The following is an 18,785-nucleotide window of genomic DNA, read 5'->3' on the forward strand; positions in this document are numbered from 1 at the left end:
CTTAACCTCGCCGCTCTACACTGGCTGCCAGAATCGACAGCACCAACTGTTGAAAATCGAGACCGGCAGCCTTGGCCGCCATCGGCACCAGGCTGTGATCGGTCATGCCCGGCGCGGTGTTGACTTCCAGCAGCCAGAACTGGCCATCGGCGTCCTGCATGACATCCAGACGGCCCCAACCGGCGATACCGATCGCCTCACAGGCTTTTGCCGTGAGGTCCATGAGCTCTTGCTCCTTGGCGCTATCGAGACCGCATGGCACGCGATACTGGGTATCGTTGGCCACGTATTTGGCGTCGTAGTCGTAGAACGTATGCGGGGTGCCCAGGGCAATCGGAGGCAACACCTGGTCACGCAGGGTGGCGATGGTGAACTCAGGACCCGAGATCCATTGTTCGACCAACACTTGCGAATCGTACTTGCTGGCGTCGGCCCATGCGCTGATCAACTCGTCAACGCTGTTCACTTTGGCCATACCGATACTTGAACCTTCATGGGCCGGTTTGACGATCAAAGGGAAGCACAGTTCCTTCGCCGCAGAAATACAATCGGCTTCAGTGCTCAATACGGCATGGCGCGGGGTCGGAATACCCAGGCTGTGCCACACCTGTTTGGTGCGCAACTTGTCCATTGCCAAGGCTGACGCCAGGATGCCGCTGCCGGTGTAAGGAATGCCAAGGCATTCCAGCAGGCCCTGCATGCTGCCGTCTTCACCGCCACGGCCGTGCAGAATGATGAACGCACGGTCAATTTTTTCGTGGGTGATACGGGTGATGAAGTCATCGCCCACGTCAATGCCGAACGCATCCACGCCGGCGCTTTGCAGCGCATTCAAGACGGCATTGCCAGACTTGAGCGACACTTCACGCTCAGCGCTTTTACCGCCGAACAGCACCGCTACGCGGCCGAAGTCTGCGGGGGCAATGGTCGAAAACAGGTTGGCGTAGGCTGCAGTCATTTCAACTTCCCTTCGCTGGCTGCCACGGTAGCACCGGCAAACAACGGACTTTTAATGAGTTGCGGCGCCAGACGACCGATATCACCAGCCCCCTGACACAGCAGGATGTCGCCCGCGCGCAACAGCGGCTTGACGATCGGCGCCAGCTCAACGCCGCGCTCAATGTAGATCGGGTCCAACTGGCCGCGTTGGCGGATGCTGTGGCACAACTGGCGGCTGTCAGCACCCGGGATCGGTTCTTCGCCCGCCGGGTAGACTTCCATCAGCAACAGCACGTTGGCATCGGCCAGCACCTGCACAAAGTCGTCATACAGATCGCGGGTGCGACTGAAACGGTGCGGCTGGTAGACCATCACCAGACGACGCTCAGGCCAGCCACCCCGTACGGCTTTGATCACGGCGGCGACTTCAGTCGGGTGGTGGCCATAGTCGTCGACCAGCATCACGCTGCCGCCGTCGACTGGCAGTTCGCCATACACTTGAAAGCGACGGCCCACACCCTGGAAGCCCGACAGACCCTGAACGATGGCGTCATCGCTGATGCCTTCATCGCTGGCAATGCAGATGGTCGCCAACGCATTGAGCACGTTGTGGTTGCCCGGCATGTTGACCGACACATCCAGCGGCTCACGGTCAGGGCGCAGCACGGTAAAGAATGTTTGCATGCCTTGCTGGCGTACATTAATTGCACGCACGTCAGCGTTTTCGCTGAAGCCATAGGTCACGGTCGGGCGCTTGACCAGCGGCAGGATTTCACGCACCACCGGATCGTCCAGGCATAGCACGGCCAGGCCATAGAACGGCAAGTTGTGCAGGAATTCGACGAAGGTTTTCTTCAGTTTGTTGAAGTCGCCTTCATAGGTCGCCATATGGTCAGCGTCGATGTTGGTGACCACAGCTACCAGCGGTTGCAGATGCAGGAAACTGGCATCGCTCTCGTCGGCTTCGGCAATCAGGTAACGGCTGGTGCCCAGCTGTGCATTGGTGCCTGCTGCATTCAGCCGACCACCAATCACAAATGTCGGGTCCAATCCACCGGCGGCAAACACGGAGGCCAACAGGCTGGTGGTGGTGGTTTTGCCGTGCGTACCGGCCACGGCAATCCCGTGACGATAGCGCATCAGTTCAGCCAGCATCTCGGCACGCGGCACGACCGGAATGCGGCGCTCAAGCGCGCTGGCCACTTCCGGGTTCGAGGTATTGACGGCACTCGACACCACCAACACATCGGCGTTGGCGGCGTTTTCGGCGCGGTGGCCGATATAAATGTGCGCACCGAACGACTCAAGGCGTTCGGTCACAGGCGATGCATTCAGGTCAGAGCCCGACACCTGATAACCCAGGTTCAGCAACACTTCAGCGATACCGCACATGCCCACGCCGCCGATACCGACAAAGTGGATGCGACGGATACGGCGCATTTCCGGTTGTGGCATGGCTTTTTGATTCTCAACCATTGGCCACCTCCAGGCAGATATCGACAACGTTGCGGGTCGCATCAGGTTTTGCCAGGCGGCGAGCATTGGTCGCCATGCTGTTCAGTCGTTCCGGTTGCATCAAAACCTCTGTCAGGCGTGCAGCCAGATCGGCTGCGCCAGTCGTCGCTTGTGGCATCAGGAAAGCCGCGCCTTCCCGGGCCAAAAAGTCGGCATTACGGCTCTGATGGTCGTCAATCGCGTGGGGCAACGGCACCAACAGCGAAGGCAGACCGGCCGCAGCCAGTTCACTGACGGTCAGCGCGCCTGCGCGACAAACCACCAGGTCGGCCCAGCCATAAGCGTGGGCCATGTCTTTAATGAAAGGCTGTACTTGAGCCTCCACACCAACCGCTGTGTAGCGCTCGGCGGTAATCTGGTCGTGTTGCTTGCCGGCCTGATGAAACACTTCAGGACGCACCTCGGCCGGCACGTGGGCCAGCGCTTCAGGCAGCAACTTGTTCAGCGGCTCGGCCCCAAGGCTGCCGCCCAACACCAGCAAACGTGCCTTGCGACCGTGCAAAGGCGTGCGTGGCGCCAGGGAAAACAGTTCGGCGCGCACCGGGTTGCCGGTGGTGCGGCGTTTGTCTGAGGGCTCAAAGGTCTCCGGGAAAGCTTCGAGCACGCGCTGCGTCATCGGCAATAGCAGGCGGTTAGCGGTGCCGGCCACGGCGTTTTGCTCATGGATGATCACCGGAACGCCACAGGTTTTGGCGGCTAAACCGCCGGGGCCAGTCACGTACCCGCCAAAACCCAGCACGCACACGGGCTTGAGCTGACGAATGATTGCACGCGCCTGCATCAACGCCTTGAGCAATACGAAGGGCGCCTTGAGCAACGACAGTTTGCTCTTGCCCCGCAGGCCGGTGACGTTGATCCGGTGCAAGGTGAAACCGGCGGGTTCAACCAGTTCGTTTTCGATACCGCGCGGTGTACCGAGCCAGTGCACGGTGTAACCACGGGCTTCAAATTCGCGCGCACAGGCCAAAGCCGGGAACACGTGTCCGCCGGTGCCGCCTGCCATGATCAGCACATTAGCGCCCATGGTTCGGCTCCTCTGCGAAGTCGCTTTCTTTAAACTCGGTGTCTTCACTGCCCAAGTGGGTACGACTCTCCCACTCAATGCGCAGCAACAACCCCATGCACACACAGCAAATCACCAACGAACTGCCGCCATAACTGAGGAACGGTAGAGTCAGCCCTTTGGTAGGCAGCAAGCCCACGTTCACCCCGATGTTGATCAGGAATTGGCCGATCCACAGGAAGGACAAGCCGTACGCCATGTAGGCCGCGAAATATTGCTTGGCGCGCTCGGCCCACATTCCGATGTACATCCCGCGCACACAGACAAACACGAACAGGGCCACGGTGAGGAGCGAACCCACCACGCCCAGCTCTTCGGCCAGCACGGAGAACACGAAGTCGGTATGGGCTTCGGGCAGGTAGAACTGCTTCTGTACGCTGTTGCCCAGACCGACGCCGAACCACTCGCCACGACCAAACGCGATCAGCGCCTGAGTCAACTGATAGCCCGAACCAAACTGGTCAGACCATGGGTCGGTAAAGGTGATCAAACGTGCCATCCGGTAGGGTTGCGCCTGAACCAGCACGAACACCGCACCTACCGCGAGTGCCACCATCAGGGCAAAGCGGAAAAGCCCAACCCCGCCCAGAAACAGCATGGCAGCCGCCGCCCCCATCATCACCACAGTGGCGCCGAAGTCGGGCTCCATCAGCAACAGGCCCGCCATGGGCAGCAACACGATGAACGGTTTGAAAAAGCCCATCCAGCTTTCGCGGACTTCTTTCTGGCGGCGCACCAGGTAACCGGCCAGGTAAATCACCACGAAGACCTTGGCAATTTCAGACGGCTGAACGTTGAAAAAACTGAACCCGATCCAGCGCATCGAGCCGTTGACCTCACGCCCAATGCCGGGCAACAGCACCATGACCAACAGGCCAAATGCTCCGACCAACAACATCCAGCCCCAACGCTGCCAAGTCGCAATCGGGACCATCATCGTCAGGATGCAGGCACCGAGACCGAGCACGATGTAAAACAGGTGGCGAATCATGTGGTACAGCGTGTTGCCCGATTGCAACGCCGCCACTTCGGACGATGCCGAGGTGATCATCACCAGACCCAGGCCCAGCAGGGCCAGGCAACCGGCGAGCAGCGGGAAGTCGAGGTCAATGCCACGGCCCGTGATCAGTGGTGAAGGATAGGGTTTGAGGACACCGAAGATCATGCCAGGGCCCCCACTGCACGGGCGAACAACTGGCCGCGCTCTTCGTAGTTTTTGAACATGTCGAAACTGGCGCAGGCGGGCGATAGCAAGACAGCATCACCGGGCTGGGCCAGCGCGCGGCATTGGGCAATGGCCTCATCCAGCGAAGCAGCGCGTACTTGAGGCACAGCATCGCCCAGTGCGTCGGCGATCAGGTCGGCATCCCGGCCGATCAGTACCACGGCACGGCAGTAACGGGTCACGGAATCACGCAGACCGCTAAAGTCGGCACCTTTGCCGTCACCCCCGGCGATCAGGACGAGCTTGCCGTCCATGTCCATGCCCAGACCGTCGATGGCGGCCAATGCCGCGCCTACGTTGGTCGCTTTGGAATCGTTGTAGTAACTCACGCCGTCCAGCTCGCGAACCCACTGGCAGCGATGCTCAAGGCCAGTAAAAGTGCGCAAGCTCGACAGCATCGCGTCGAACGGCAACCCCACCGCATGGCCCAGCGCCAGAGCAGCCAGGGCGTTGGCTTGATTGTGGGCACCGCGCACTTTCAGCTCACGCACGGGCATGAGGTTTTGAAATTCAAAGGCGAGGTATTTTTCGCCGTTTTCTTCACGCAAGCCGAACGCTTTGAAATCCGGTGCGCCAAGACCAAATGTCCAGCACGGCAGGCCGTCACTCATCAGCGGGCGGGTCAGCGCGTCCTGACGGTTGACCACCACTTGGCGAGCCCCCCGGAAGATCCGGTGCTTGGCCAAGTGATACGCGGGCAAGCCACTGTAACGGTCCATGTGGTCTTCGCTGACGTTGAGCACGGTGGCCACTTCAGCGCCCAACTGATGGGTGGTTTCAAGCTGGAAGCTCGACAGTTCCATCACGTACAACTCAACGTCGTCGCTGAGCAGGTCGAGTGCGGGCATGCCGAGGTTGCCCCCGACCGCCACACGCTTGCCTGCCGCCACTGCCATCTCGCCAACCAGTGTCGTTACGGTGCTCTTGGCGTTGGAACCGCTGATTGCAACGATGGGCGCTTTCGCGTTACGCGCGAACAGGTCAATGTCACCCGACAGCTTCACGCCGCGGGCAGCCGCTGCTTGCAAAGCCGGGGTAGCCAGCGCCAGGCCCGGGCTCACATACAGCTCGTCGGCACGGCACAGAAACTCGACATCCAGCTCGCCACAACGCACTTCCACTTGCGGGTAGTCACGGCGCAGCGTGGCCAGCTCCGGTGGGTTTTCCCGCGTGTCGGCGACGGCAAACGACACGCCCTGACGCGCCAGGAAGCGCACCAGGGACATGCCGCTCTTGCCGAGGCCGACAACGATGCGGAAGTGGTCAGAAGCGATCAGAGACACAGGTTCTACCTCAGCTTCAATGTGGCAAGGCCGATCAACACAAGAATCACGGTGATGATCCAGAAACGGACGATCACACGCGGCTCGGGCCAGCCCTTGAGTTCAAAGTGGTGGTGAATGGGCGCCATACGGAACACACGCTTGCCGGTCAGCTTGAAAGACGCGACCTGGATCACCACGGAAAGGGTCTCCATCACGAACACGCCCCCCATGATGAACAACACGATTTCCTGACGCACGATGACCGCGATGGTGCCCAACGCGGCGCCCAGCGCCAGCGCGCCGACGTCGCCCATGAAGACTTGGGCCGGGTATGTGTTGAACCACAGAAACCCAAGACCGGCGCCGATCAACGCGCCGCAGAAGACGATCAATTCGCCGGCACCCGGCACGTAAGGGATCAGCAGGTAGTCGGCAAACTTCACGTTGCCCGACAGGTAGCAGAAGATGCCCAGCGCCCCACCCACCATCACGGTCGGCATGATTGCCAGGCCATCGAGGCCGTCAGTCAGGTTGACTGCGTTGCTTGAGCCCACAATCACGAAGTAGGTCAGCACCACGAAGCCAATGCCCAACGGAATGCTGGCATCTTTGAGGATCGGCAGGATCAGGGTGGTTTCGACCGCGCTCGGTGCTGTCATGTACAGGAAGATCGCGGCGCCCAGGCCGAACACCGATTGCCAGAAATACTTCCAGCGGCTCGGAAGGCCGCGGGAGTTTTTCTCGATCACTTTGCGGTAGTCATCGACCCAGCCGATGGCACCGAACAGCAGGGTGACCAGCATCACCACCCACACATAACGGTTGCTCAGGTCTGCCCACAGTAGGGTGCTGATGGTAATGGCGGACAGAATCAACGCGCCGCCCATGGTGGGGGTGCCGGATTTTGACAAGTGCGATTGCGGACCGTCGTTACGCACAGATTGGCCGATTTGACGGTTTTGCAGGGTGCGGATCATCCACGGCCCGAGGCACAGTGACAAAGACAGCGCGGTCAGTACCCCGAGAATTCCCCGCAGGGACAAGTACTGGAAGACCGCGAAGCCTTTGTAGAACTGTTGCAGATACTCCGCTAGCAGCAGCAGCATTAATGTTTCTCCCCGCTGGAACCGCACAGCGCCGCAACGACGTTTTCCATCGCAGCGCTACGCGAGCCCTTGATCAAAATAGTGGTGTTTGTTTCGTGCTCAGCGCGAAGCGCCTTGATCAGGTCAGCCTGATTGGCGAAGTGACGAGCCTGGTGTCCAAATGCAGCGACGGCATGAGCCATCATCGGCCCCACCGCATAGAGCGCTGAAACCTTGTCGGCGGCATAAGCGCCTACTTCACGATGTCCTTGCTCCGCCCACTCACCCAGCTCGCCAATATCTCCGAGCACCAGGACGGTGCGGCCGGAAAAGGCGGCGAGTATATCAACGGCAGCGCACATTGAGGTGGGGTTTGCGTTGTAAGTGTCATCAATAATTCGTAGTCCGGACGGGGTCAGTTGAGCCACAGCCCGCCCCTTGACCGGTTGCACCGCGTTCAAGCCAGAAACGATGCCAAACAGCGAGACGCCCAGCGCATGAGCTGCCGCCGCTGCGGCCAGGGCATTGGCCACGTTATGACTGCCCAACAGGTTGAGCTGAACGTGTTCCACGCCCGCCGGGCTGTGCAACATAAACGCCGGGCAACCCCGTGCATCACGGGTCAATTGGCTGGCATGAAAATCCGCTTGAACATTGCTCAGGGCGAATGTCAGGACCTTGCGCTCACCGGCACGGGCCTTCCAGATACCAAATGCCTTGTCATCCAGATTGAGCACAGCAACGCCGTCAGCCGCCAGCCCTTCGATGATTTCCCCTTTGGCTTCGACGATTTTTTCCGGGCCGCCAAATTCACCGACATGCGCAGTGCCTGCGTTGTTCAGCACCGCCACGTGCGGGCGCGTGAGACCGACGGTGTACGCGATTTCACCCAGACGCGACGCGCCCAGCTCAATAACGGCGGCTGTATGCTCGGGCGCCAGCTCCATGAGGGTCAATGGCACGCCGAGGTCGTTATTCAAATTACCCTTGGTTGCCAACACGGGACCGCGCGTGCGCAGGATGCATGCCAGCATTTCCTTGACCGTGGTTTTGCCACTGGAACCTGTAATCGCAGCCACCGGCTTGTCATAGCTAGCACGATTCAGCGCCCCCAGTTGGCCCAACGCAACGCGGGTGTCTTTGACGATCAATTGGGGCAAGGCCGACTCAGGCACTTCCCGCTCGACCAGCGCGGCAACAGCGCCCTTGGCCGCCACTTCGTTCAAGTAGTCATGCCCGTCAAAACGCGGGCCTGTCAGGGCAATGAACAATTGCCCCTTGGTAATCGCACGGCTGTCGATGCTCACACCCTTAAAGGTTGCATCCGCGTTAAGCAGACGCCCCGCGAGGGCTGTGCTGACTTCGCTCAACAACAAAGGCTTAAGCATGGTCGGCCTCCCAGGCGAGCAAGGCATTTTCGGCTTCGACCAGATCGGAGAAAGCATGGCGTTCGCCGTTGATTTCCTGATAGTCCTCGTGCCCTTTACCCGCCAGCACGATTACGTCATCTGCATTGGCGCGGGCAATGATCTGCGCAATGGCTTTGCCACGCCCGGCAACGAAGGTGACGTTGGAGTCGTCGGCAAAACCGGTGCGGATATCAGCGAAAATCTGCGCAGGGTCTTCAGTGCGCGGGTTGTCGTCGGTGACCAGAACGGTGTCAGCCAAACGCTCTACCACCTCAGCCATCAGCGGGCGCTTACCGCGATCGCGATCACCGCCGCAGCCAAACAGGCACTGCAATTGGCCTTTGGCATGAGGACGCAGGGCCAGCAGAACTTTTTCCAGCGCGTCAGGGGTATGCGCGTAATCAACCACGACCAACGGCTTTGAACCGCCGCCCAAACGCTGCATGCGACCGACCGGACCTTCCAGCTTTGGCAGCACGTTTAAAATTTCATCCAGCGGGTAATCCAGCCCCATCAAGGCACCAATGGCGGCCAATACGTTGCTCAAGTTAAAACGACCGAGCAAGGCACTGCGCAGCAGGTGCTCACCTTGAGCCGTTCTCACGGTGGCACGCACACCGTCATCGTCAAACGTGGCGTCGTAACAATACAAAGAGGCACTGCTGTCTTCGAGGCTATAGCTGATCAGGCGGGAGTCGTGCTGTTCAGCGGCGAGTTCGCGACCAAACGCATCATCCAGATTCAGTACCCGGCAGCGCAGGGTGGACCATGCAAACAGCCGGGCCTTGGCCTGCGCATACGCCTGCATCGTGCCGTGGTAGTCCAGATGATCGCGCGACAGGTTAGTCAGTACAGCCACATCAAATGCCAATGCACTGACCCGCCCCTGATCCAGACCATGGGAGGAGACTTCCATTGCCACCGCTTTCGCACCGGCTTTTTTCAGGTCCGCCAGCATGGCCTGCACGGCAATCGGATCGGGCGTGGTGTGGCGTCCGCTCTGCAGCGCGCCATAAAAGCCGGTGCCTAACGTGCCGACGATGCCGCAGTGCTGGCCTAACAAATCAAGCGCTTGCGCCACCAGTTGTGTAACGCTGGTTTTACCATTGGTGCCAGTGACACCCACCAGATTGAGGTGATGGCTCGGCTCGCCATAAAAGCGCCCGGCGATGTCCGACAACTGCGCAGCAAGGCCTTTGACCGGAATTAAAGGCACGGAGGTGATGGGCAGTACGGAAGCGCCATCCACTTCATAAGCAACAGCGGCCGCGCCTCGGGTCAAGGCATCGGCGATGTGTTCGCGACCATCGAGCTTGCCGCCCGGCACGGCAAGGAACAGGTCGCCCGCACGCACGTTACGGCTATCAAGGGTCAACTCGCGGATCAACAAATCGTGACCGGCGTGAGGAAAAATTTTGTTCAGGCTCAAGGACATTAGCCGCGCCCTCCTTTGGCTGCCGCAGCGGCCGCCGCTGCTTGTTGCTCTGCCGCAGTCGGCAGGTTATCGGGCGTGACGTTCATCAGGCGCAGGGTGCCGGACATAACCTTGCTGAATACCGGCGCCGATACCAGACCACCGAAGTAACCGGCTTTGCTCGGCTCGTCGATCACCACCACGATGGCGTAACGCGGGTCGTTCATTGGGCCGAAGCCTGCAAACAACGAGCGATAGGAGTTCACGGCGTAGCCTTTGACGCCGCCAGAAGAAGTCTTGCGCGCCGTCCCTGATTTGCCGCCCACATGGTAAGCCGGCACTTTGGCACGCCACACACCACGGGGGTTTTCGATCACTTCCTGCAGCATGCCCTGCACTGTTTTTGCAACTTGTTCGGGCATCACTTGGGTGGACTGAACCGGTTTGTCGGTTTTAAGCAGTGTCAGGGGCGCCAGTTTGCCGTTGTTGGCCAGTGCCGAGAACGCATGCACCAGCTGAATCGCTGTCACCGATACACCGTAGCCATAAGACAGCGTGGCGGTTTCGGCTTTGCGCCATTCGCGGTAGTTCGGCAGGTTGCCTACACGCTCGCCGGGAAAGCCGAGCCCGGTGTCTTGCCCCAGGCCCATTTTCGCCATCTGACGGAAAATCGCCTCACCGCCAATATCGAACGCGACTTTACTCATGCCCACGTTACTGGAGTTGATCAGGATGCCCGTCAGGTCGAGGATTGGCCCTTCGGTACGCGATACGTCACGAATGGTGTATTTGCCGAGCTGCAACGTACCGGGATAAACCTCAACCTTGTCGGTCGGCTTCCAGCGACCGGTTTCCAGCGCAGCACTCATGGAAATCGGCTTCACCGTCGAACCCGGCTCGAACACGTCGATCATGGCGCGGTTACGCATCATTGCCGGTTGCAGGTTGCGGCGATTGTTCGGGTTGTACGTAGGCTGATTGACCATGGCCAGAATCTCGCCGGTTTTTACGTCCATGATCACAAGGCTGCCTGCCTTGGCACCGTTTTCGACCAGCGCGTTGCGCAGCTCCCGGTTAGCCAGGTATTGAAGGCGCAGGTCAATCGACAACGCCAAGGTCTTCCCTGCCTTGGCGTTTTTGGTCACTTGCACGTCTTTGATCAGTCGCCCGCGTCGGTCCTTGATGACCTGACGCTTGCCCGCCACGCCCGCCAGCCACTCGTCGTAAGCCAGTTCAACGCCTTCCCGGCCTTTATCGTCGATATCTGTAAAGCCGACCATGTGGGCTGTCACTTCACCCGCCGGGTAGAAGCGACGGAACTCTTCAATGCCATAAACACCTGGCACCTTCAGATCGAGAACGGCCTGGCCCTGCTCCGGGGTCAAGCCGCGCACCAGGTAGATAAATTCTTTGTTGGCTTGCTGCTCAAGACGCGCCGTCAGGACTTTTGGATCCTGGCCCAGCGCATGGGCCAGAGCCGGCCAGCGATCTTTGGCAACCTGCATTTCCTTGGCGTTGGCCCACAAGGTGGTTACAGGTGTACTGACCGCCAACGGCTCGCCATTGCGGTCGGTAATCAGGCCACGGTGAGCAGGAATCGGAATATGGCGAACGCTGCGCGCATCGCCCTGACCTTTAAGGAAGTCATGGTCGATCACTTGCAGATAGACGATCTGGCAAGCGATCGCGCCTACCAGTAGCGCCAGCAAAGCCAGCACCAAGCGAAAACGCCACGGGAAGAGTGCGCCTTCGAGTTTGATCATGGCGCCACCATCCGAACTTCTGCTGCGCCAGGAATGCGCATCTTCAGCTGTTCGCTGGCCAGGGTTTCAATACGGCTGTGGGCCGTCCACGTGCTTTGCTCAAGGATCAGACGACCCCATTCGGCCTGCGCTTTATCACGCACACTCAATTCGCCGTACAGGGTGTTGAGCAGTTGACGGTTCCAGTGCGCACTGTATGAAACGCCGACCGCCGAAACCAGCACGCCAATAAACAACAGCAGCATGAAGAAGCTTCCGCCGGGAAGTGGCTTGGCAAAGAGCTTGTTCAACGAAGCTTCTCCGCAACGCGCATGACAGCACTGCGTGAGCGCGGGTTGGCTTTTAGCTCTGCATCGGAGGCCGTCAGGGCCTTGCCATGAATTTTGATTTTAGGAATAAAAGCAACGTGCTGAATGGGCAGGTCGCGAGGCAGGTTGTCTGACTCGCCCTTGACCAGCTTGCGCATGAACTGCTTGACGATGCGGTCTTCCAGGGAGTGGAAACTGATGACGACCAGACGGCCGCCGATTTCCAGTGATTCCAGAGCGGCCTCAAGGCCCGCTTCCAGATCACCCAGTTCGTTATTGACGTGAATGCGCAAGCCCTGGAACGTGCGGGTTGCCGGGTTCTTGCCCTTTTCCCACGCGGGGTTAGCCACTTTCAGGACTTCAGCAAGATCAGCCGTGCGCTCGAACGGCTTGCTTTCACGCCGATCGACCACTGCACCCGCCATACGCCAGGCGTGACGCTCTTCGCCATATTCTTTGAAAACGCGGGCTATTTCTTCACGGGTCGCCGTGTTCACGAATTCGGCAGCGCTTACACCTTGCGAAGGGTCCATACGCATATCCAGCGGACCGTCGTTCATGAAGCTGAAACCGCGCTGCGGGTCATCGAGTTGAGGCGAGGACACACCCAAATCCAGCAAAACGCCGCTGACTTTGCCAGCCAGTCCACGCTCAGCCACCTCAGCGCCCATCTCGGCAAAGCTGCGCTGCACAATGACAAAGCGGCCGTCTTCGGCCGCCAGCGCTTGCCCCGTGGCAATCGCTTGTGGATCTTTATCAAACCCGAGCAGGCGCCCCTGCGGACCGAGCTTCTGGAGTATCAAACGGCTATGTCCGCCGCGACCGAAGGTGCCATCCAGATAGCATCCATCAGGACGTACGGCGAGAGCCTCTACGGCTTCGTCGAGCAGTACGGTGATGTGGTTGAAGCCGCTATCTATAGTCACAGAATTAAATCACGCAGTTCGTCAGGCATCGCGCCCGGTTGTTGAATAGCTGCAAGGTCAGCGGCAGAAACAGCTTCCCAGGCATCCTCGTCCCACAGTTGAAACTTGTTCAGCTGGCCCACCAACATCGCGCGCTTTTCCAACTTGGCATATTCACGCAAGCGCGGCGGCACCAGAAAACGACCACTGCCATCGAGCTCAAGGTCGACGGCATTACCAATCAGCAAGCGTTGCAGCCGGCGGTTCTCTTCACGCAACGAAGGCAATGCCCGCAGCTTGGTTTCAATCAATTCCCACTCATCGAGCGGGTACACACATAAGCAGGGATCTACCGCATCAATGGTCACAATCAGTTGCCCGGAGCTACGCGAAATCAACTCGTCACGGTACCGGCTCGGCATTGCGAGACGGCCCTTTGCATCGAGACTGATTGCATTGGCTCCACGAAACACGGCTGCGTTTCTCCAAATATTAGCGTTTTACGTCTAGAAAACCCACTTTATGCCACTTTTCGCCACTTGCGCACACTATAGGAATGCGCCCACCACACCGTCAAGGCGCGACCCGAAGGAAAACCCTTACAGAACTGAGATTTAGGTGGGTAAATAGACGTACAGCAGCAAGGCGAAGGAATATTTGACGAGTGATAGCCAATGAACTCAAAGCTCTGGACTTCAAACTTAAAGTAGTTTGTTAAGACTAAGAACTTTTTGTCATTACTTCGTGAAATTTTCGTGTGTTTGAAGCGAGGGGGTTAGAGCGGGTCTTGAATATTGCCAACTGCTCGCAGTGCAAGCAGGAAAAAAAGGTGGAGAGTCGATCTGTAAGCCGGGTTCTGTCGTGAACAGTCATTCGTCTACGATGGCCATCACTGGACATCTTTAGCAACCTACCCGGTTCCAGCGCGGGCCACGCCTTGGAACCCTATTTGGTCTTGCTCCAAGTGGGGTTTACCTAGCCACGAACTGTTGCCAGACGTGCGGTGCGCTCTTACCGCACCTTTTCACCCTTACCGGCGCCGAAGCGCTTAGGCGGTTATTTTCTGTGGCACTTTCCGTAGGCTCACGCCTCCCAGGCATTACCTGGCACTTCGCCCTATGGAGCCCGGACTTTCCTCCCCCCCCTAATTTTCATAGAAGGCAGCGACTGTCCAATCGACTCTCCGCCGCGAAGATTAACGGCACAAAGCGTATAGGACAAGCTTTAAAAACCGTAAAAGGCGCACAACCACCGATCAGAAAACGGCCCGCGCGCCGGCAAAACATCAAAAACACGCTATGGCCGACCTAACACACCGGGCTTTCAATTCACTTTTTGCTTCTCAAGTGCCACTTGATACAGCACGTTCTTGCGCTCACCGGTAATTTCAGCGGCCAACGCTGCCGCACGTTTGAGGGGCATTTCCTTGAGCAAGAGATCAAGAATACGCATGGCTTCGCTGCTGATTGCCTCTTCGCTTTCAGGGGCGGTCCAACCAGCCACCAACACGACACACTCTCCGCGCTGTTGATTGCTGTCACTTTCGACGAACTCACGCAGCTCAGCCAATGGCAAACCCTTGAGCGTCTCGAAGGTCTTGGTCAGTTCCCGGGCCAACAACGCCGGACGATCCGGACCAAACACCAGTTCCATATCTTGCAGACACTCAAGAATGCGATGTGGCGCTTCATAAAAGATCAAGGTCCGTGGCTCTTCTTTAAGCCGTTCAAGTCGCGTCCGACGGCCAACCGCCTTGGCAGGCAGGAAGCCTTCGAAGATGAAGCGATCAGAAGGCAGCCCGGCAGCCGATAAAGCCGCAATCAGGGCGCAGGCTCCTGGCACGGGTACGACAGGAATGCCTGCAGCACGTGCCTGGCGAACGAGGTGATAGCCCGGATCAGAAATCAACGGCGTTCCGGCATCCGAGATCAGCGCGACGTCTTCGCCTGCCAGCAACCGCTGAATGAAGCGACTGCCTTCATCGCGCTCGTTGTGTTCGTGACACGCCCCCAGCGGCGTGGAAATACCGAAATGCTGCATCAGGCGTAGCGAATGGCGCGTGTCTTCCGCTGCAATTAGCGAGACATCACGCAATACTTTGAGCGCCCGCGCACTGATATCGTCCAGGTTACCGATGGGCGTGGCCACCACATAAAGTGAGCCAACAACGGAATTCACAACACCTGGAGCAGTCAAAACGCACACCTCAAAAGAGTTAAAGGCGCCATTGTAGCGCGTAGAGCCGTGCTCGCAGCACCTTTGAGGCGTGACAGAAAAGACATATACGGAAAAGATTGTCCGCCACAGACGCCTGAAGTCATCTAAATTTAGGCTTTATGGTCTGTAACATCGCACCCCGGCCAGCGCTTGGGTACACTTCGCCCCCTTATTTGATCGAGTATCAGGAACACTACATGATCGCTTGCCTGCGGCTGTTCACTGCCCTCTGCCTCGCTGCCTTGTTGGCGGCTTGTTCCAGCTCGCCCTCCTCTAGCCTTGGCGAACTTCCCCGTACGCCTGATGCCAGCCTTGAGCAGTTGCTCCAGCAGGCAGCACAGAGCCAAAACCCGGAACAGGCTGCGTTGCTGAGACTGTCTGCCGCCGACTTGGCCTATAAACAGCATAATTTTGATCGAGCCCAGCAGATCCTGGCGCAGGTTACGCTGGAGCAACTCAAACCTGCCCAGCAAGTATTTGCCAGCACACTGTCTGCCGAGCTGGCCATGAGCCGCAATCAAACCAAAGAAGCGCTGGTCGCCCTGAGCCATCCAAGCGTCGCGCGACTCAATGAAATGCCTGCCGATTTGCAGGTACGCAGCCACACCGTCCACGCCCGCGCACTGGAAGCGGACGGCCAGACACTGGCGGCCGCTCGCGAACGCGCGGCAATGAGCCAACTGCTGACCGGTGATGCTGCCAACAGCAACAACGATGCAATTTGGTCACTGGTCGCAGCACTGCCGGTCAATGAGCTGCAACCCCAAAGCAACGACGTGCTGGGCGGCTGGATGTCACTTGCCCGCGCCGTTAAAAGCGCAGGCACACTGGCAGACCAGCAAAACGCAATCGATCAATGGCGCGCTCAAAATCCGGCGCACCCTGCAGCCATCCAACTTCCGACCCCGCTGGTCAAGCTCAAAGAACTGGCCAACCAACCCTTGACCAAAATCGCCCTGCTGCTCCCCCAGGACGGGCAACTGGCATCGGTGAGCAAGGCGTTGCGCGACGGTTTCGTGGCGGCCCACTACCAAGCCCAGCAAGCCGGTCAGAACCCGCCCGAGATTCTGTTCTATGACAGCTCGCGCATTGGCTCACTCGACAGTTTCTACAGCAAAGCCCAGGCTGACGGCGTTCAACTGGTCGTCGGCCCACTGGAGAAGCCACTGGTCAAACAACTGAGTGCGCGCTCACAACTTCCTATTACCACCCTCGCACTCAATTACAGCGAGGCGTCGCAAACACCGCCACAACTCTTCCAATTTGGCCTGGCCGCTGAAGATGAGGCCCGTGAGGTTGCACGTCGTGCCCGGGCAGACGGCCTGACGCGAGCAGGCGCCATGGTGCCGCAAGGCGAGTGGGGCAACCGCGTACTCAAAGCTTTCCGTCAAGAATGGGAAGCCAATGGCGGCACCATCGTTGGAGTCGAGCACATCGACAAGCCAGTCGCACTGGCCCAGCAAGTGGCTGACCTGGTGCAACTGCGCAAGAGCGGCAACTCAAGCGATCCTTCCCGCCGTCAGGACATGGAATTCATTTTCCTGGCCGCCACCCCGCAACAGGCACAGCAGATCAAACCTACGCTCAACTACCAATATGCAGGTGACCTGCCTGTGTACGCCACGTCTCACGTCTTCAGCGCCAGTGGCGATCAGAACCAATACAACGACATGAATGGCATCCGCTTTTGCGAAACACCTTGGCTGCTAAACCCGTCCAACCCTTTGCGTCAGCAAGTAGCTGCCCAATGGCCGCAAGCAGGCGGCAGTTTGGGCCGGCTGTATGCAATGGGCGTTGACGCCTATCGCCTGACACCCAGCCTGGGTCAGTTGAAAGCATTACCAGACAGCCGCATTGACGGCCTGTCAGGCAGTCTGAGCATGAGCCAGAGCCAACGAATCGAGCGCCAACTGCCTTGGGCTGAATTCGTCAATGGCCAGATTCAAAATCTGCCAGACACTCAACACTGATGCCCCAGCGCTCACGCCAACAAACAGGCAAAGATGCCGAGCGCCTGGCGCAACGGCATCTTGAGCAGCACGGATTACGCTTGCTGGCCCACAATTGGCTATGCAAGCGCGGGGAGCTGGATCTGGTCATGCTCGACGGCGATACAGTAGTATTCGTCGAAGTTCGTTACCGGCAACATGCGCAGTGGGGCGGAGCCTTGGCCAGCATCGATGCGCGCAAGCGACAAAAGTTGATACTGGCCGCTCAAACCTTTTTGCAGCAAGAATCCCGGTGGGCCAATAACCCTTGCAGGTTTGACGTTATTGCCATCGACAGCTCGACACCCGACATGAACTGGCTACGCAACGCCTTCGACAGCTGAAGGGCTGGCGGGCCGATTCAAAAACCCTTTATTCAACGATTTTGCTTTGCTTGGCAGGCTGTACATTTTTTGTACCGGGAAGTCACTCAGGAATACCTGGATTACGCCCGAACTGCCGCCCTACTTAAGGTCACATAGATGGACATGCAATCCCGGATTCGCCTGCTTTTTCAGGCCAGTATCGATACCAAGCAGCAGGCAATGGAAGTGCTTGCACCGCACATCGAACAAGCCAGCCAGGTGATGGTTAATGCCCTGCTAAACGAAGGCAAAATGCTGTCATGCGGCAATGGTGGTTCGGCGGGCGATGCTCAGCACTTCTCATCCGAACTGCTCAACCGTTTCGAGCGCGAACGTCCGAGCCTGCCCGCTATCGCATTGACAACTGACAGCTCGACCCTCACCTCAATCGCCAATGACTACAGCTTCAACGAGATTTTCTCCAAGCAGATACGCGCCTTGGGCCAACCGGGCGACGTACTGCTGGCAATCTCCACAAGCGGCAACTCGGCCAACATCATTCAGGCCATTCAGGCCGCGCACGACCGTGAAATGACGGTCGTGGCCCTGACCGGTCGTGATGGCGGCGGCATGGCCTCGCTGTTGCTGCCCGAAGACGTTGAGATCCGCGTGCCCTCTCTGGTCACCGCACGCATCCAAGAAGTCCACCTGCTGGCGATCCACTGCTTGTGCGATCTGATCGACAGCCAACTGTTCGGGAGTGAAGAATGACTTTTAATCGCCTTGGCTTAGTAGCCCTGACCTTATGCCTGGGTTTGACTGCCGGCTGCAGCTCGGTGCTGACGGCGACCCGCGACAAACCTATTGAAGATGATCGCGGCACGCGCACCTTCGGCAGCAAGATCGACGATTCATTGATCGAAACCAAAGTGGCGGTGAATATCGCGAAAGCCAATCCTGACCTGGATAACGGCTCACACATCGTTGTCACCAGCTACAACGGCATCGTTCTGCTGGCCGGGCAAACCCCGCGCGCCGATCTCAAGGCGCAAGCCGAACAGGCAGCCGCCGCTGTTCAGCGCGTTAAAAAGGTCAACAACGAACTGCAGGTCATGGCCCCCTCTTCGATCCTGGCCCGCAATAACGACGCCTGGCTAACGACCAAGATCAAATCGCAAATGCTGACTGATGGCGCGATCCCCGGCTCCAGAATCAAAGTCGTCACCGAAAATGGCATTGTTTATCTGCTGGGTCTGGTAACCAAACAGGAGGCCACCCGCGCCACAAACCTGGTTCAAGGCGTATCCGGCGTGCAAAAAATCGTCAAACTGTTTGAATACATCGACTGATCCAACCCGAACGCTGGTGCCGAGCCACGAAACAG

At 58.5% G+C, this 18,785-nt stretch carries 17 protein-coding genes and 1 other RNA gene; 4 read left to right on the forward strand and 14 right to left on the reverse strand.

The features are described from left to right. Position 1: 1 nt before the first annotated feature. From BKD70_RS06930 to rsmI, 14 genes are all read right to left on the reverse strand, one after another. On the reverse strand, positions 2 to 958 hold the full coding sequence (locus BKD70_RS06930; protein ID WP_047273788.1) for a D-alanine--D-alanine ligase: 957 nt from the start codon (positions 956 to 958) through the stop codon (positions 2 to 4). Beyond that, a complete protein-coding gene (gene murC / locus BKD70_RS06935) occupies positions 955 to 2,415 on the reverse strand; it encodes a UDP-N-acetylmuramate--L-alanine ligase (protein WP_047273787.1) in 1,461 nt (486 codons plus the stop codon). Before murC ends, BKD70_RS06930 begins: the two co-directional genes overlap by 4 nt. Continuing rightward, entirely contained in the window at positions 2,408 to 3,478 is a 1,071-nt protein-coding gene (gene murG, locus BKD70_RS06940) for an undecaprenyldiphospho-muramoylpentapeptide beta-N-acetylglucosaminyltransferase (RefSeq protein WP_047273786.1), read from the reverse strand. The genes murC and murG overlap by 8 nt, the downstream gene beginning before the upstream one ends. Next, entirely contained in the window at positions 3,468 to 4,679 is a 1,212-nt protein-coding gene (gene ftsW, locus BKD70_RS06945) for a putative lipid II flippase FtsW (RefSeq protein ID WP_169835820.1), read from the reverse strand. Before ftsW ends, murG begins: the two co-directional genes overlap by 11 nt. Further along, complete coding sequence (murD, locus tag BKD70_RS06950) at positions 4,679 to 6,025, reverse strand: UDP-N-acetylmuramoyl-L-alanine--D-glutamate ligase (RefSeq protein WP_047273784.1); 1,347 nt, start codon at positions 6,023 to 6,025, stop codon at positions 4,679 to 4,681. Before murD ends, ftsW begins: the two co-directional genes overlap by 1 nt. Before the next feature lie 5 nt (positions 6,026 to 6,030). Continuing rightward, positions 6,031 to 7,113: a phospho-N-acetylmuramoyl-pentapeptide-transferase gene (gene mraY / locus BKD70_RS06955; RefSeq protein ID WP_047273782.1), complete on the reverse strand. Its 1,083-nt coding sequence runs from the start codon at positions 7,111 to 7,113 to the stop codon at positions 6,031 to 6,033. Next, positions 7,113 to 8,480, reverse strand: coding sequence for a UDP-N-acetylmuramoyl-tripeptide--D-alanyl-D-alanine ligase (murF, locus tag BKD70_RS06960; protein WP_047273780.1), 1,368 nt, complete (start codon positions 8,478 to 8,480; stop codon positions 7,113 to 7,115). The genes mraY and murF overlap by 1 nt, the downstream gene beginning before the upstream one ends. Further along, positions 8,473 to 9,936, reverse strand: coding sequence for a UDP-N-acetylmuramoyl-L-alanyl-D-glutamate--2,6-diaminopimelate ligase (locus BKD70_RS06965; protein WP_047273779.1), 1,464 nt, complete (start codon positions 9,934 to 9,936; stop codon positions 8,473 to 8,475). The genes murF and BKD70_RS06965 overlap by 8 nt, the downstream gene beginning before the upstream one ends. Then, positions 9,936 to 11,678, reverse strand: coding sequence for a penicillin-binding protein 2 (locus tag BKD70_RS06970; protein WP_047273778.1), 1,743 nt, complete (start codon positions 11,676 to 11,678; stop codon positions 9,936 to 9,938). Before BKD70_RS06970 ends, BKD70_RS06965 begins: the two co-directional genes overlap by 1 nt. Further along, positions 11,675 to 11,968 (reverse strand): cell division protein FtsL, encoded by a 294-nt coding sequence (ftsL, locus tag BKD70_RS06975; RefSeq protein ID WP_019823808.1) that lies wholly within the window; start codon positions 11,966 to 11,968, stop codon positions 11,675 to 11,677. The genes BKD70_RS06970 and ftsL overlap by 4 nt, the downstream gene beginning before the upstream one ends. Next, the gene (gene rsmH, locus BKD70_RS06980) at positions 11,965 to 12,912 is read right to left on the reverse strand and encodes a 16S rRNA (cytosine(1402)-N(4))-methyltransferase RsmH (RefSeq protein ID WP_047273775.1); all 948 of its coding nucleotides are present in this window, start codon (positions 12,910 to 12,912) and stop codon (positions 11,965 to 11,967) included. Before rsmH ends, ftsL begins: the two co-directional genes overlap by 4 nt. Further along, complete coding sequence (gene mraZ, locus BKD70_RS06985; protein WP_047273774.1) at positions 12,909 to 13,364, reverse strand: division/cell wall cluster transcriptional repressor MraZ; 456 nt, start codon at positions 13,362 to 13,364, stop codon at positions 12,909 to 12,911. The genes rsmH and mraZ overlap by 4 nt, the downstream gene beginning before the upstream one ends. A 356-nt stretch (positions 13,365 to 13,720) precedes the next feature. Then, an RNA gene (rnpB, locus tag BKD70_RS06990) (RNase P RNA component class A) lies at positions 13,721 to 14,074 on the reverse strand. Between the two features lie 140 nt (positions 14,075 to 14,214). Beyond that, complete coding sequence (gene rsmI, locus BKD70_RS06995) at positions 14,215 to 15,087, reverse strand: 16S rRNA (cytidine(1402)-2'-O)-methyltransferase (RefSeq protein WP_047273773.1); 873 nt, start codon at positions 15,085 to 15,087, stop codon at positions 14,215 to 14,217. 218 nt (positions 15,088 to 15,305) lie between these two features. On the opposite strand from rsmI, the gene BKD70_RS07000 reads away from it, so the two are divergent. The 4 genes from BKD70_RS07000 to BKD70_RS07015 all read left to right on the forward strand — a co-directional run bounded on the left by BKD70_RS07000 (position 15,306) and on the right by BKD70_RS07015 (position 18,750). After that, positions 15,306 to 17,078: a penicillin-binding protein activator gene (locus tag BKD70_RS07000; protein ID WP_047273772.1), complete on the forward strand. Its 1,773-nt coding sequence runs from the start codon at positions 15,306 to 15,308 to the stop codon at positions 17,076 to 17,078. Beyond that, the gene (locus tag BKD70_RS07005; RefSeq protein ID WP_047273771.1) at positions 17,078 to 17,440 is read left to right on the forward strand and encodes a YraN family protein; all 363 of its coding nucleotides are present in this window, start codon (positions 17,078 to 17,080) and stop codon (positions 17,438 to 17,440) included. The genes BKD70_RS07000 and BKD70_RS07005 overlap by 1 nt, the downstream gene beginning before the upstream one ends. Positions 17,441 to 17,578: 138 nt before the next feature. After that, the gene (locus BKD70_RS07010; protein WP_047273770.1) at positions 17,579 to 18,172 is read left to right on the forward strand and encodes a phosphoheptose isomerase; all 594 of its coding nucleotides are present in this window, start codon (positions 17,579 to 17,581) and stop codon (positions 18,170 to 18,172) included. Then, a complete protein-coding gene (locus BKD70_RS07015; protein WP_047273769.1) occupies positions 18,169 to 18,750 on the forward strand; it encodes a BON domain-containing protein in 582 nt (193 codons plus the stop codon). Before BKD70_RS07010 ends, BKD70_RS07015 begins: the two co-directional genes overlap by 4 nt. The last annotated feature ends 35 nt before the right edge of the window (positions 18,751 to 18,785 follow it).

It is taken from the genome of Pseudomonas sp. BS-2016, assembly GCF_001806145.1.
Lineage (GTDB): Bacteria > Pseudomonadota > Gammaproteobacteria > Pseudomonadales > Pseudomonadaceae > Aquipseudomonas > Aquipseudomonas lundensis.